Raw genomic sequence first — 15,812 nt, forward strand, 5'->3', positions numbered from 1 at the left:
AGGCTCGACTTTTTGATGAATATATGTCATATAAAATGACATAAAGACATATACATAAGGAGAATGCCGATGAACGGTAAAAAAACATTTACCATTGCGGATGTGCTGGAACGTCCCGTTTTCCGGCGGGCAAAACTGGCGGCGGGGGAACAGGGCGTAAATCGCCGTGTGGGTTGGGTCCATGTACTAGAAATCACAAATGTTTCTCCGTTTGTGAGCCGTCATGACTTGATTTTGACGACCGGCCTGTGGCTCACACGGAAGGGGGAAGAGCGTGCCGAGTATATGGAGCAACTGATCCGCTCGGAAGCTGCGGGATTGTGCGTGGAGCTGGGCACGAGCATTCATGAAATCCCCTCTGAAATTCTGGAGTTGGCGGAACGACATCACTTCCCGGTCATCGTATTTGAGCAGCCAGTGCGTTTTGTTGAAATTACACAAGATATTCATTCCCTACTTATTAACCGACATCATGAACTCCTAAAAGATCTGGAGCGATTTTCACGTCAGCTTCAGCAGGAGACCCTGCGCAGCACTGATATGAACGCCCTCTTGCGTGTGCTTCATGACTATGCAGCCCGGCAGGTCATCTACATGTCTTCCATTGACACCAATCGATTCGTACCTTCCGTCCAGCCGGATTTGGCGGACCGTATTGCAGATTTTTATGCCAATGAAGTGGAATCTAGTATGACCGCCGATCGGGAGGGGCACCTGCTGTTTCACCTGAATGAATCCACTGCCGTCTTGTTCCAGCCCGTTGTATGCTTCGGTCAGGTGTTTTCCGCAGTAGGTTTGGTGCTGCATAGTGAAATGCCAACGGAAGAAATGTCGCTGTTACTCGATTACACTGCCAAGGCAGCCGCTACATTGGTGCTGAGAACACAGTTTCTTGAAGACCGATTGCTGCGTAATCAAAATGAATTGATTCAGGATGTATTGAGCGGACAGCTTCCCAGTGAAGAACAGGCCCAGACCCGAATGGGCCTGCGATTGTTATCGAAGGGGCAGTATTTATTTTGGGCAGGGGTCATCGAGGTGGAACATCAGGACAAGGATGCCAGTCAGGTACGCAAGGAATCCATCAATCAGGATGTGCTGGTGCTGCTTCGTTCATTGTTGAAAAAAGAAACGTTGCACAATCTGCTGATGATGAAGGGGAGTCAATGCTACATCCTTTGTGCCAAGGAGGAATTAACACTGCGTTCCGCAGCGCAAATGAAAAAAGTGCTTGCCCATACTGTTCAATATATTCAGAATTATGCCGCAGGACAGCTTGATAAGGTGCGCATTCATGCAGGCTTTGGTAAAGTAAGGCATCGCATGACGGGGACGGATCGCAGTTTTGAAGAGGCATATGAGGTCATTGAAGTGGCACGAAGCGTCCCAGTCATGAAGGATCGGTTATTTTACGACAGCATCGGAATCTATCAGTTGTTGAAGGCGGTGCCCCGCATTCCTTTTCTACAAGAGTTCGTAGAGGACCATTTGGGCGGGCTGATTGCGCATGATCGTGAGCACCATATGCAGCTTCTGGATACACTGGATGCCTATTTTCAATCCCATGGCTCCAAGCGTGATACCGCCGGAATTTTGTACATTCACAGACAGACCCTTTATAATCGGCTGGATAAAATTAATGAAATCATAGAGGGAAATCTGGCAGACCCTGACAAACGTCGTTGCCTAGAGATGGCGCTACTGGCTTACCGAATGCTTCAGGCTGAAAATTGATCCTAAATAACTAGTTCTATTTTCCATTCTACTCATTTACAATGCGTGTTAACACTGAGATAATAGAAGAGATAACGGAAATATCTTGAAAGGGGATTAATATGAATATAAAAAAATGGATCGCCGTCCCTCTTATTCTGTTAATGGTAGCTTTGACAGGTTGCCAGGCAGTAGGTGGATTTGATGTAAGTAAAAATTTATTGGGAACACTTGATGTGAAATCCCAGCAAACAACGGAGAAAATCTCTCTTAAATTGACTCCAAAAGAAGGAATCACGCAAGGAGATAAAGAAATCGTAGATTTGATTAATTCGATTTCCGTCACTGTGGATGAAGCCAAGGTACAATCGGAGGAACTTGCTTCTGCCAAAGGTACATTGCACATCGATAAGTATAATTTGCCGTTTGAACTTGCTTTAGACCGCCAAGGTTTGGCTATTCAACTGGAAGGTGCCAAAAAACCTTATTACATATCTTTGAACTCGCAAGAGAGTTTGAGCGGTCTGCCTGCTGGATTTGATCCATATGTATATTCCAAAGACGTGAGAGAACTGACGAAAACAGCCGCTGCACTTATGCTCAAGCATGCGCCTAACCCTTCTACCATTTCTGCAACGTCTGTAACCGAGGAAGTATACGGTGAAAAAGACAAAGTGAAACTGACCCATCTGCATGCTGAACTTCGTGGTGATGAGCTGGTAACATTGGTAAAACCGTTCCTGGCGAATCTGGCGAAGGACGAAGCAGGCTTGAAAGAGCTGATCGGGCAAGCCATTGATATGACTAAAACGATTGCTTCCGGCATGAATATTGAAGGTAGTGATAAAGTAACAACGGAACTGAGTGCTAACAAAGAAAAAATGGTCAATGAGGCTTATACCGAAGTTAAAAAGTATTTGGATCTGGCCGTTGATCAGTATGATGTAGGCGTTAGCACCATGTATGCACAGTCCCCTGAAATCAAAACGGTTCTGAGTGCTAACACGGTTCTGAAAAGCGACATGTATTTTGATGAAAAAGGAAATGTTCGCAAAGCGGCGACAGACCTGACGGTTGCTTTGCCAGATGTGGACGGTCTTCCAGTGAAGTCCTTCACAATTCTGACCGAAACTCAATCTTGGAACGTCAATGGTAGTGTGACGGCTGATAAAGTGGATATTTCTAACGGTGTTATTGATTTGAATAAACAAGCTGAATTAACTCCGGGAGCGACGCTGCGCAATTTTGAAGCGAATTCTCCGATCTACAACATTTTAAAAAATGATTTGGAAATTACAAAAGTAGAAACCATTTTCGATCCTAAAGACGATTACTACGTCTTGGAGAATCGTGGTGGCACTGCCTTTATTCCATTGCGTGAACTGACGAGCGAACTGAACTCCGAGTTAAAATGGGATGCAGCTGCTAAACAAACTACTGTAATTGATGATATTACAGGTAAGACGATTAAGCTGAAAAGTGGCTCCAAACAGGCTGTATTGGAAGGAAGCACATTGACGCTGCCACAAGCTCCATATACGGATGAATATGGCACATTGTATGTTCCTTTCAAATCAGTTGCCGAGGCGCTTGGCGCCACAGTAACTCGTAACAATGATGGGGAATATGTACTGAAACGCGACTAAAAAAGATATTCAAGGAACCGGCCCAATTAGGGCTGGTTCTTTTTTAGTTAAATTGGTAAAATGCTCAGTAAAGCGATTAAAATAAGCGCTTACAAATTTTAAAAGTGCCATACTTTTATACAGGGAAAATTGAGATAATTATAGTATCATTCCAGCATAGGAAAACACATACAATTAGGGGGATATACGATGAAAGATATGGAACTATTGAATTCCAGAGAGGGACAAATGGTGCTTGCCCGAATGTACGGTCAACAGCAAATCTCTGAGCAAACGACTCGATATGAATCACTTATACAGGCGTATCGGGAGCATTTTGGTGTAGGGGATATTGAACTGTTTAGTGCTCCGGGACGTTGCGAAATTGGTGGAAATCATACAGACCACAATCACGGGAAGGTGCTGGCAGGCAGTATAACACTCGATACCATCGCTGCAGCTTCTAAAGTGGAGGAGTCTGTAATTACATTCTTTTCTGAAGGCTATAAGACGAAGTACGTCATCGATTTAACCGACTTGTCGCCAAAACCGGAGGATGACAGTACGATGCTGCTGGTTCGTGGTATTGCCGCTGGTCTACTTGAATTCGGATACCGTATCGGGGGATTCCAAGCTTATATATCAAGTAATGTATTCTCTGCTTCAGGTTTAAGCTCTTCCGCTTCTTTTGAAATGTTGATATGCACGATATTAAATCATTTTTATAACGAGGGAGTGTTAGATGCTGTTGCTAAATCCAAAATTGGTCAGTATGCAGAAAATGGTTATTGGAATAAGCCGTCGGGACTGCTCGATCAGATGGCTTGCGCATATGGCGGCTTGATTTCCATTGACTTTAAAAATCCCAAGGAACCGATCATAAATCCTGTTCATTGGAATTTTGAACAAAACGGATATTCCCTCGTTATTGTAAATACAGGCGGAAATCATGCTGATTTAACGGACGATTACGCGGCGGTGCCCAACGAAATGTTTGCAGTGGCTCAGTCTTTAGACGCTTCGGTTTGCCGCGACTTATTGCCAGAGGATCTATATGCCAACCTTAAAATGGTCAGGGAAAAAGCAGGAGACCGTGCAGTACTGCGGGCGTTGCATTTTTTTGAAGAAAATAGGCGTGTGGATGAACAGGTGAAATCACTGGAGGAGGGGCGCTTTACTGATTTCCTGAGGCTCATTACCGAATCTGGTAATTCCTCATGGAAATGGCTCCAAAACGTATATAGAAGTGGGGTTGCGCGGGAACAAGACGTATCGGTTGCACTGGCTTTAACCGAAATGTATTTACAATCAATAGATAACAGCGCATGCAGGGTACATGGTGGTGGCTTTGCTGGTGTCATCTTGACGATTCTTCCGAATGATCATGTGGATAATTATAAGGAGTGGATCAGCGGAATGCTGGGAACTCCGGTACTTGTTGTCAACGTCCGTGAGGACGGTGCCGTTAATGTTAGTGATTTGATAAATGTTGAACGGACTCATTGAGAGTTTACAAACTAGTCAGTCAGTAGAAGACTTTAACCCATGGGTTAAAGTCTTTGTCCTTTTTATCGCCGATACAGCTTAGGTTTGCGTTATAATAAAGAGATGATAGTTTTAATGAAGGAGGGCCTGTCATGGCTATATACCCGTCCTGGTCCTATTCGCAATCGAGGGCTCAAACGTTCGATGAATGCTTACGCAAATACTATTATCATTATTACGGCTCGCATAATGGCTGGAATTCGGCACAGGGCACTGAAGAGCAAGTTACGTTGTATCGGCTCAAGCAACTGAGCAACTTATATATTTTATTCGGGAATATCACGCATCAAATGTGTGAATCAGTCATACGTGGATGGATGGAAAAAGGGGCTATCCCGCGTACAGCATACCTCGAGACAGCTATGAAGAACATGTTGAATGACAGCTACAAGGAATCGCTACACCGTGAGCTATGGCTACAAGATCCGAAAAATCGCGTCATGCTGGCGGAGGTTTATTACGACGACGAGGTGCTTCCGGAACGGATCGCCCTTATTAAGGAGCGACAGCACGCGGTGATACACAATTTATACCGTACTGCGGTTTGGCGTGAACTGCAACAGGGAAAGGCCCGAATTGTAGAAGTGGAGAAGTGGGATACGATGCTCCTTCACGAGACGAAAGTGTATGTCAAAATGGATTTGCTCTACCGTAGAGACAATGGAGACTTGGTCATCGTGGATTGGAAAACAGGCAAGGAAGGCGATTTTTCCGACCAACTTTTTTTGTATGCTTCCTATGTGCAGGAGCACTATCAGCTTCCATTGGAGAAGATCGAGGTACGTGTGGAGTATCTGATGACAGGAGAGCATGAGGTGTATCGTCCCGCGCAAGAGGATATCGACAAAGTGGTTGGTAATGTCGGACGATACATCGAGGAAATGAAGTCCTGTCTCGATGACGATTACTATAATCGCCCCAAGCCTGAATCTTTCTTCACTCCGATGCCTTCACGCAGAGCGTGCGGAGGCTGTAATTTTCGTGAGGTGTGTAAGTACCGAGCGGTGTGAGGGGAATAGAGTAAAATAAAGACACTCCTTTTAATTAAAATGGGTGTCTTTCTTTTACTCTATTGAGTTAATGTCCAATTTATATTAAAAATCCTGCATATATTACAAATAGAATTAGTAGTCTTTTAAGACTGGAATTTAACTGTAATATTTGAATATAGGAGGTTTCATTTAAATGGCCATTCTGTCAACTGGACCTATTAATAATAGTGCTGTCAGTGGTATAAGACCCACTCAAGAGGTGACGATCAAAATCGAAAACCAGGATTCTGTCAATTTTTCGACTCTAATGATAGAAGGCTATATATTAAACGGATCGAGAACGTCATATGTACTTGAGTCTTTCTCAGTCGCTCCGAATCAAGTCATTACTAAAAATTATTCTGCAAATTTTGATGCATATTCATTCGTTTTTACAACGGGAGGTGTTGCCGCAAGTCAGACTGAAATTTCCGTTTGGGGAAAAAATGCAGCTGGAGAGTTGGTTACGGCTCATCGGCTTGTATCGTCTGAGCTGTTAGGGGCTGGGGCAGAGTCCGGCCCCCTATCAATCAATCGCATTTTTGTAGCCAATTTTGATAGTAATGATGTTTCTGTGATTGATGGATTGACCAATGAGGTGATCGTGTCCATTCCTGTTGGCATTAATCCCGCGGGAGTAGGAGTTAATCCATTAACCAACCGAATCTATGTAGGAAATTTGAACAGTGATGACGTTTCCGTAATTGATGGATTAACCGATACGGTGATTGCTACCGTTCCTACTGGAGATGGAGCAAGCTCAATTGGGGTCAATACTGCAACCAATGCTATATATGTAGCAAATTTTAATGATAGCACAGTTTCCGTAATTAACGGTTTGACCAATACAGTGATTGCTACGATTATTCCTGTCGGAGGTCTGTCTCTTCCAACGGGGATAGGTGTCAATTCATTAACCAATCGCATTTATGTAGCAAATTTTAATTTTGATGTCGTTACGGTCATTGATGGAGAAACAAATACCGTGATTACCCAGATTCCAGTTGGGGTGAATCCATTTAGAATAGGTGTCAATTCACAAACTAATCGTATTTATGTGTCAAATTTCACGGGTAACAGCGTTTCTGTAATTGATGGAGTAACGAATACGGTGATTGCTACCGTACCAGTTGGGACGACTCCAGGTGAAGTGGGGATTAATCTTTCTACAAATGCTATATATGTAGCAAATCGCGATACGGATAATGTTTCCATAATTAGTGGGTTGACGAATACAGTGCTTGCTACGATCTCGGTCGGGAATAATCCGAATGGAGTAGGTGTCAATCCAATAACTAATCGTATCTATGTAACAAATCAGGATGATAACAACGTTTCTGTAATTGATGGAGTCACCCAAACTACGATTACTACCATTCCGGTGGGAGCTCGTCCATTCGCAGTAGGAGTAAATCCTTGAATTGGAAAGGGGTCTTGGGAAGAACTCAACCTAGGAGCGGAGGAAGGAGCATAAGTGATAGCCCGCGTGACGACGGGCTTTTTACTTGCGACTACAGGTAGCGAGGTGAACAGAAATGTATATCATAATGCAAATCTGTAATTCTTCTATGTTTTGAAACCGCTTTATAATTTAGAAGCTGCGAGGTATGATAAGGGTATTATTGGAAAATGCGAAGGAGGAAGTTAGGAAGATGACGAGTATAGAACACGCACGTATTCTTTTTCAGGGAGATTCTATAACAGACGGAGGAAGGGGACGAAATGAGGACGCGAACCATTGGCTGGGTCAGAGCTATGTGTATCTGATCGCAGGTGCGTTGGGGAGCCGTTTGACTACCACGCAGCCAGAGTTTGTGAACCGGGGAATTTCGGGGGATCGAGTTTCGGATTTGTATGCACGTTGGAATGAGGACATGTTTAGCCTGAAGCCGGACCTACTCAGTATTCTAATCGGAGTGAACGATGCCTGGCGGATCGTGGAGCAGGAGCCGTCCGGGGTGACGGACCGATTTGAACGAGCCTATCGCCACCTTCTGGAAGAAACGCGTGAAGTGATGCCTGATCTGGGACTCGTGCTGTGCGAGCCGTTTATTTTGAAAACGGGAGCTACCGAGGCGCGATGGGACATTTGGCAAGAAAAAATAACGGGATACCAGCGTATTGTACGTCAGCTTGCGGACGAATTTGGGACCGTATTTGTGCCGCTCCAGAGCATGTTGAACGAAGCCGCTACCCAGGCGGACGCCTCCTATTGGCTGCATGACGGGGTTCATCCGACAGCGGTTGGGCATCAGTTGATAGCTGATCAATGGATAGATATTGTGCAAAAGAGTCCGCTGGCGATTCGCTAACAGGGTCATACATAGTCTACTCCTTGTCATTTTTGGGTAATACACGATTATGGACATCATTGCTTATGTTATGGTTCCATCCAAAAATGAATGTCAAAGGGGGTGCTTCTTGCTTCGTCATGAACGGAGCAAGAGAGGGCTATGGAAACGATAAATATCATTCTGGTTATATTGCTTATCGCATTAACTGCTTTTTTTGTGGCCTCGGAGTATTCCATTATTCGTGTGCGGGTATCTCGCATCAATCAATTGGCCTCTGAAGGCAACAAAAATGCGAAAGCCGTTAAAAACATTTTGTCTCGGCTGGACGAGTATTTATCTGCTTGTCAGCTCGGAACCACATTAACCTCAATGGCGCTAGGCTGGCTAGGGGAATCTACTGTTGAACATCTGCTACATCCCCTGTTTGTGTTGGCTCATATTCCAGCAGGCCTGACGGGAGTGCTCTCCTTTTTGCTGGCTTTTCTAATCTTGACCTATTTCGAGGTGGTCATTGGGGAGCTGGTACCCAAAACATTCGCCATACAGATTGCGGAACCGATGGCATTGTTTTTTGCCCGTCCGATCACGATATTCTATAAAATGACCTATCCCCTGAATTGGGTGCTCAGTCGTTCATCGCGTGTCATTACGGGTCTCTTCGGGCTCAAAAGGGTATCTGAAGAAGATGCGGCACTCAGTGAAGCCGAGCTTCGCTTGGCGTTATCTGAAGGCTTTCGTAGTGGTGAAATTACACCGACAGAATATCGATATCTAAACAATGTATTTGATTTTGACGACCGTGCGGCGCAGGAAATTATGGTACCGCGCATCCACATCCGTTCCATCTCCCACCAGGCAACAGTGGCCGAGTTTATGGAGCTGATCGAGGACAAGGTTTATAATTTTCTACCTGTAGCTGAACATGGCGACCGGGATCGTATTATCGGGATGATTCGCGTCAAGGAAGCCCTGCATGATTTGGCACGTGGGCACAGCACAGGGAATACGACGATGGCTTCTTATATTCACCCGGTGCTTCAGGTTATCGAGACGGTTCAGGCTCGGGATCTGCTGATTCAGATGCAAAAACGACGCATTCCTGTAGCGGTGCTGGTGGATGAATATGGTGGAACGTCAGGACTTGTCACACTAGAGGATATTATGGAGGAGATTGTTGGAGACATTCCTTCCTATACCGACACCGAAACCCCCGCAGCGTTAACTCCACTCATTACAAAAACAGATGATCATCGTTACATACTCAAATCACAGGCGCTCATTCATGAGGTCAATCGACGCTTGGAGACGGATATTGAGGCCGGGGACGTATATACAATTGGGGGATGGATGCTTTCAGAGCGTTTTGATATCCAGCAAGGAGAGAAGCTGACCATCGGTTTATGGGAGTTTACCGTACTGGAAAAGAACAGTCACCAAATAGACACAATTGAAGCGATTAAGAAAGCAGTCGTTGAACGGAAAAATGACAATGATTCTTAATAATGGAAAATGACTTTGTCGAATAACAGCTCGCTTAAAATGTGACGAATGGCCTGTAAAGCTTGTAGCAGCGCGATTCGTCCATTTTAAGATGCAAGCTGCTGCCTGATAACATATTGTTTTTGGTAATTAGCGTAGGGGACTTAAGACTCTGTATCTTTATGCTCATGAATATATCTGTCTATGAAAAATACTACTAGAAATGTAGCAATTTTATGGTAAAATGGAATCAAATTTGAGTTTTTTGGGGTGGGCTACAGTACATGAAGATGTCACTAGGTACGAAAATGGTTACTGCATTTGTCTCAATTTCTGCAATAACCTATGGAACAAGCGCTTTTTTTATTTTTGTACTCAAGGACTGGCTTGCTCAAGGTACACAAGAATGGGTGTACACTTCGATCATTCTGTTATTGGGTGTTCTGTGGAGTGGCATTTTGGGCTGGTTGATCTCAAAATTACTCACACGGCCAATTGTTAGGTTGGCAAAGGCGGCAGAGGAAGCTTCGGCGGGGAACCTGTCTGTTGTGATTCCTGAACGTCGTTCGGAGGATGAAATTAAAGTTCTGTATGATGCATTTCGGCATATGATGCTGAACATTAAAGATATGTTCAATGAGATCTCGTACAGCACCAGAACAACTTCGCAAAGTGCGGAAAATCTGAGCTTGGCTATTGTGCAGGCTACCACACAAATTGAGTCCATGTCTTCGGTGGTAGAAGATATTTTGAATGGCGTGGAGCAGCAAAAGCAAGCATCTGCCCAATCTATTAAAACAGCAGACCGAATGCTGGGCGATTTTAAAATGATGCGTAGCAAATCGGGGCATATGCTGGAACTGTCAGGCCATATGGAGCATTCAGTAGATTCGACGCAGACCGTATTTTCATCCCTGATGGATGGAATGGGAGAGCTGACAGCATCACATGGTCGTTCGCAGCAGGTAATTGCCCGACTGGAAAAAGAAGCTTCCCAAATTGAAGCGATTACAAGCACCGTGAAGGATATTGCGGAACAGACCCATTTGCTGGCGTTAAATGCTTCCATAGAAGCGGCGCGTGCGGGAGAAGAAGGGAACGGGTTTGCTGTAGTGGCTCACCAAATTCGCGCACTTGCTGCCCAAAGTACGGAGTCTGTGCAGCAAATAAATGCCATCGTTAGCCGTGTCCAGTCACAAATCGTAGAGACAGTGCAGTTGATGCATCAGCAGACGTCATTGGTCAGTGCTGAGGCGGAACGGACAAGCTCTGTGGATCAGACGCTGAACCGTTTGAACGCTATTGTACGTGAATTTGTCGAGAGCATCCGTTTAATGGAAGAAGCCGTGACGGAGCAGACGAACCGGGTAGATCAAACCTTTGAGCAGATCCATCGTATTCAGCAAATGTCAGGGGCCTTCTCTGAAGGAGCTCACAAAATTTATACAGCTGCTCATGAGGAGACAGCAATTATGCAGGAAATTTCGTCTTCTTCCGAGGATTTGAAAGTGCTTACGAATAAACTCATGATGAAAACACGGGGAATGCAACTATAACAGAAACCGTCATGTGAGGCATGATATATACAAACAAAATATAGCCGCTACACACCGGAAAACGAAGCAAAATGGTTCCCCGGTGTGTAGTGGCTATTTTTTAATTTCAAAAAACTCACATTGTTTTCTGGGGTGGTAAGCCAGATCACTGACGCTGGATTGCACGACGATGGTTTGATCGTCGAAACGGATTATGATTCCGCCAGAGCCAATCAATTGGTCATCCTGAAATACTCGGACACGAAGATGACGTTCCAGTGCCTCATTGAAATCCTGATCTGTAATTAATCGGCGATTAATGGCCATGAGGGTTCTCCTTTAAATATAATATCTTTTATCATAAAGGTAAGGTATTGAACAAGCAAGAAACACGGCTAGAACATAATCGGCTATTGGGTATAAAATAGAATGCAACGAAGAGAGAAAGAGATCAAAGGGGGCTAGCTATGGATAGGTCGTGGTCAGGGCCTTGGTTTGATGCCAATGCGCCAGAAGGGTTCGAGGCTTTTACTCCGTCACATGGGTTGGCTATATTGGGACTCATTGTATGCGCTTTGATGCTGTGGCTGACTCGGGGATGGATTCGATCGAACAAGCCTGTAAGCGAGGGAATTCGCTGGTTGTTAATTACATTCCTCATTCTGTCAGAGGTGACTCTGAATATTTGGTATGTGATGCAGCATATTTGGGATGTCCAGACCTCATTGCCATTAGAACTGTGCAGTGTGACACTGCTGCTGTCTATCCTGATGCTTATTTTTCGAAGCCGCTGGTTATATCCGATCATCCTTTTTGCCGGAATTGGAGGGGCGCTCCAAGCCGTACTGACGCCTAATTTGGCATACGCATTTCCGCATTATCGTTTTATCCATTTTTTCGTAGCTCATAGTGCTATTATTTTGGCAGCCTTGTATATGACCTGGATAGAAGAACTCCGACCGACGTGGAAGAGTGTGGGAGGAGTGATGCTTTTTCTGAATGGCTTGGCGCTGATGGTGTGGATCGTAGACGATGCTCTTGGTGCTAACTACATGTTTCTAGCTGGAAAGCCGTCGACACCGTCGATATTGGATGTTTTGGGGCCATATCCTCTGTACATTCTGGCAGAAGAAGCCATTGCACTGCTGTTCTTTTCGCTTCTGATGCTGTTGTTCGAGGTGCTTCCAGGAGGCAGGCTGTATGTCCGCTTTCGCAAAGGAGCTCTGCATGGTGCTGACAGGTCGATATAAAGCCGTTGTAAAGCGATATAAAAGCAGCCTATTCCACAAGTATATGACCAGGGATAAGGCTGCTAAGAATGCCTAAACAGTAGTACACATGGGTATAACGTTCCCCATTCTAATACTTAACGCAGTAGTGATTCTGCTCCGTCTACATAAATTTCCGTACCCGATACATGAGATGACTCGTCTGAGGCGAGAAACAGGACCAGATTGGCAACCTGCTCTGGCTCACCAGGGACATCCTCTAGCGGATGCTCTCCGCCCTTCGGAAATTCGACTGGAATTTGTACCTGCTTCAAGTCTTCCGAAGGGTACGTGTTATCGTCAATTTCCGTGTCGATAGCTCCCGGGCATATCGCGTTGACCCGAATTTTGTAACGTGCCAGCTCCAGCGCTGCCATTTTCATAAAAGCAACCTGAGCTGCCTTGGTGGAGGCGTAGGCTGAGAATCCAATACCTGAAAAGGTTCGATTACCGTTGATGGAGCTGGTAATGATAATGCTGCCGCCGCGTTCTTTCAGGTAAGGGACGGCATATTTAACGGTAGCAAAGGTGCCGCGAAGATTGATGTTCATCGTGCGGTCCCATTCCTCCAGTTCCAGTGTCTCAATAGGGGCCATGGTGCCGTTAATGCCTGCGTTGGCGAATACTATGTCCAGCTTTCCGTACGTTTCCACGACTTTAGCGAACCCCTGCTGAATCATGTCCGGCTTGGAAATATCACATTCCAGTACAAGCGCCTCGCCGCCGGCCTGCTCGATGATTGCTTTGGTCTCCTCTGCATGCTTGGGTGTCCGATCCAGCATGATCACCTTGGCGCCTTGTTCTGCAAAACGGATCGCGGTCGCCTTTCCGATCCCTGAACCTCCACCACTGACCACTGCTATCTTCCCTTGCAATCTCTGCTCTGCCATTGACTATTCCTCCCATTCCGTTCATAAACTAAACCTGACTCGTTATTCCATACCTCTGTACGTTGATGGTGAAACAGTCACAGCTGGATTTCATCCCATTTGCGAAATATGGTAACATAGGCGAACCAGCAGGAACTTGTAGCAAAAATATACAGCAGGAACAAGTATGGAGAAGACCGAGTGACGGAGGTGGATCGAATTGAGCTATAACGCAAATGACCGACCCGAATCGACAGACGCTATAGCACTGACCGGAAAAATGAAACCGTGGGCACTGAGCGGCCCCAGTATTCAAATCGATCCGTTGTTTCCCTATTACGCCAACCGTTCGCGGGACAGTATAGCAGATGAGATCGCCCTTGCGGGCTACCAGACCGTTCATTATTTTGTCGTGCGTGAAAATGAAGTGGATGGAGCGCTTGTTGCTGCTTTTCAACGCAGAGGCATAGCGGTGTGGGCAATGGTGCTAGGCAACGGTTCTTTTGGCGTGTCCCAGCTGCCGCCGGAGTGGAGAGAATGGCGCATGGAGCTGCTGCGCGAACCGAACGACGGATTTCAGCGGCTTTCGCATTTTGCTCAGGAGTATGTGGAATGGAAAAAGAAAGCCGCTGCCCGGCTCGTCACCGACATTCCGTTCGACGGGTTCGAGGTGGCGGAGCCTTATTTCCCCGAATGGAACGGGCTGCGCAGTGGAGTGTACGGGGATGTTGGGCCGCATGCACAGCGTGCCTTTCGCGAGCGTAGCGGTGAGGACATTCCGGATTTCCGCGACAAGCATGCGCGGAATTATTACCGGAAGGTTCCGAAGCTGTACGCGCAGTGGGTTGATCTGCGTGTGGACGCCGTGAACGGCCTGATCAGCGAGCTGGTGAACGGCGCGGGCGGTGTACGTGATGTCCGGCCGGACATCTGCGTGGCGACATGGTCGCTTGCTGTGAGCGGACGCGGCGATGTCCCAGGCCAGCTGCGGGAATGGCAGGGTCTGGACGCGGTAGCTATGATCGGGTGCGTCGCCCCGGATATGCACGTACTCCAGACCCATTGGCCGGACTGGATGCGCCGCCGTCTACCGCCACAGTATACCCGGGGCTATGCTCGCATCGCGCAGTCGATACGGGCCGCTTATCCGGGCCTGCCCCTCGGGGTGCAGGCGGATATTGGCTCCCTCGCGCGTATGGTACGTGACCGCGAGTGGACGCAGCGGTTTGGGGCTACCGCCCTTGAGGGCGGCTACGACGCCTGGACCGCCTATGAATACCATTTGGGTGGTTACATGTACGATGAGCCGCCCAAACCGCTTAAGGCGGAACGTTCAGCCGAAGATGAGGTAGTTATTTCTTTCAGCAAGCGGATTGCCACACCGTCTGTAGATGAGCTGCGTATTTGGAGCCGGGAGGACAGAGCAGGTACAACACGCGAGGTGAGCCGCCACCTAAGAAACGATTCACTAACGTTGCTGGAGCTTGTGGATGCCGTAGCAGACGGAAACCGTCTATTGCTGCGTATACACAATTTACCAGCAGAGGCGTTCAGCTTGCGCCTTGATGGTGTACAGGATACACCGGAGCTGTGGTTGCTCAAGGGGAGGAAGCTACATCGCAATCTGCCAGAGGATGAAGTGAGGGTTCCTTAAAATTTGGGTAATAACAAAATAACAGCTGTATAAACGGCTCATTTGCCATAGCATTTTAGAATTGTATATTTTTGAGGAGCAGCATCTTTTCAAAACATAAACGATAGTGGAGTGAAAAAAGTATGTGGGATTGGGATTACCTGATTCGGGTCATGTTTGCCGGACTATGCGGCGCCTTAATTGGCTATGAGCGCAAAAGTCGCATGAAAGAAGCGGGCATTCGCACCCATTTCATTGTCGGTATTGGCGCAGCGCTCATGATGGTGGTATCCAAATATGGTTTTCAGGATCAAACCGTCTGGTCGAACCTGTCGCTGGACCCTTCCAGAATAGCAGCACAGGTTATAAGTGGAGTCGGCTTTATCGGCGCAGGGATGATTTTTACACAAAAAAATAGAATTAAAGGACTGACCACTGCCGCAGGCATCTGGACTACCGCCGGAATCGGTATTGCCGTAGGTGCAGGGATGTATGGGCTTGGTGCAGGTGTAACGCTGTTTATTTTAGCGGCTCAGTCCTTGCTCCATAGTCGTTTTTATCAGATGGCTACCCCGTCTACGCGACAAGTAGTTGTTCAGGTCGACAATGAGCCGGGCGTACTGAATCGGATCAAAGAACTGCTGGAGCACAAGAAGCTGACGATTCACAGCTTTCACGCCGAGCGCATCAATAACGGTGAGCAGTTGGTTATTCATATGCTTGTAAAGCTGTCCCGGTCAGAGGGAGTGGAGGAACTGCTGTCACTGCTGCAAGAGATGGAAGGTATTCGTTCAGTCGAGACTAAGTCCAATTAGACGAA

13 protein-coding genes are annotated in these 15,812 nt (G+C 46.5%); 11 read left to right on the forward strand and 2 right to left on the reverse strand.

What is annotated here, in order from left to right; genetic code table 11:
• Positions 1-69 precede the first annotated feature (69 nt).
• The 8 genes from ACUUJN_RS05445 to ACUUJN_RS05480 all read left to right on the forward strand — a co-directional run bounded on the left by ACUUJN_RS05445 (position 70) and on the right by ACUUJN_RS05480 (position 11,243).
• Positions 70-1,734 (forward strand): PucR family transcriptional regulator, encoded by a 1,665-nt coding sequence (locus tag ACUUJN_RS05445; RefSeq protein WP_023987304.1) that lies wholly within the window; start codon positions 70-72, stop codon positions 1,732-1,734.
• 101 nt (positions 1,735-1,835) lie between these two features.
• Positions 1,836-3,359 carry a copper amine oxidase N-terminal domain-containing protein gene (locus ACUUJN_RS05450; RefSeq protein ID WP_023987305.1) on the forward strand — a complete coding sequence of 508 codons (1,524 nt, stop codon included), beginning with the start codon at positions 1,836-1,838 and terminating at the stop codon, positions 3,357-3,359.
• Between the two features lie 189 nt (positions 3,360-3,548).
• A complete protein-coding gene (locus ACUUJN_RS05455; protein WP_484669363.1) occupies positions 3,549-4,844 on the forward strand; it encodes a galactokinase in 1,296 nt (431 codons plus the stop codon).
• A gap of 131 nt (positions 4,845-4,975) precedes the next feature.
• On the forward strand, positions 4,976-5,893 hold the full coding sequence (locus ACUUJN_RS05460; protein WP_484669364.1) for a PD-(D/E)XK nuclease family protein: 918 nt from the start codon (positions 4,976-4,978) through the stop codon (positions 5,891-5,893).
• A gap of 175 nt (positions 5,894-6,068) precedes the next feature.
• Complete coding sequence (locus ACUUJN_RS05465; protein ID WP_340858962.1) at positions 6,069-7,334, forward strand: beta-propeller fold lactonase family protein; 1,266 nt, start codon at positions 6,069-6,071, stop codon at positions 7,332-7,334.
• Between the two features lie 232 nt (positions 7,335-7,566).
• The gene (locus ACUUJN_RS05470; protein WP_484669365.1) at positions 7,567-8,226 is read left to right on the forward strand and encodes an SGNH/GDSL hydrolase family protein; all 660 of its coding nucleotides are present in this window, start codon (positions 7,567-7,569) and stop codon (positions 8,224-8,226) included.
• Positions 8,227-8,367: 141 nt separating this feature from the next.
• Entirely contained in the window at positions 8,368-9,708 is a 1,341-nt protein-coding gene (locus ACUUJN_RS05475; protein WP_484669366.1) for a hemolysin family protein, read from the forward strand.
• Between the two features lie 263 nt (positions 9,709-9,971).
• On the forward strand, positions 9,972-11,243 hold the full coding sequence (locus tag ACUUJN_RS05480) for a methyl-accepting chemotaxis protein (RefSeq protein WP_023987309.1): 1,272 nt from the start codon (positions 9,972-9,974) through the stop codon (positions 11,241-11,243).
• Between the two features lie 93 nt (positions 11,244-11,336).
• Here the strand turns inward: ACUUJN_RS05480 and ACUUJN_RS05485 are convergent, their stop codons facing one another.
• Entirely contained in the window at positions 11,337-11,549 is a 213-nt protein-coding gene (locus ACUUJN_RS05485) for a hypothetical protein (RefSeq protein ID WP_013309048.1), read from the reverse strand.
• Between the two features lie 140 nt (positions 11,550-11,689).
• On the opposite strand from ACUUJN_RS05485, the gene ACUUJN_RS05490 reads away from it, so the two are divergent.
• Positions 11,690-12,472, forward strand: coding sequence for a YwaF family protein (locus tag ACUUJN_RS05490; protein WP_028543194.1), 783 nt, complete (start codon positions 11,690-11,692; stop codon positions 12,470-12,472).
• A gap of 116 nt (positions 12,473-12,588) precedes the next feature.
• Here the strand turns inward: ACUUJN_RS05490 and ACUUJN_RS05495 are convergent, their stop codons facing one another.
• A complete protein-coding gene (locus ACUUJN_RS05495; protein WP_484669367.1) occupies positions 12,589-13,380 on the reverse strand; it encodes an SDR family oxidoreductase in 792 nt (263 codons plus the stop codon).
• A 259-nt stretch (positions 13,381-13,639) separates the two neighbouring features.
• Here ACUUJN_RS05495 and ACUUJN_RS05500 point away from each other — a divergent pair, with 259 nt between their 5' ends.
• Positions 13,640-15,013, forward strand: a complete 1,374-nt coding sequence (locus tag ACUUJN_RS05500) for a hypothetical protein (protein ID WP_048481526.1) — start codon at positions 13,640-13,642, stop codon at positions 15,011-15,013.
• Positions 15,014-15,135: 122 nt separating this feature from the next.
• The gene (locus ACUUJN_RS05505; protein WP_023987314.1) at positions 15,136-15,807 is read left to right on the forward strand and encodes an MgtC/SapB family protein; all 672 of its coding nucleotides are present in this window, start codon (positions 15,136-15,138) and stop codon (positions 15,805-15,807) included.
• Positions 15,808-15,812: the final 5 nt, after the last annotated feature.

This window comes from Paenibacillus sp. LRG-1, from assembly GCF_057220305.1.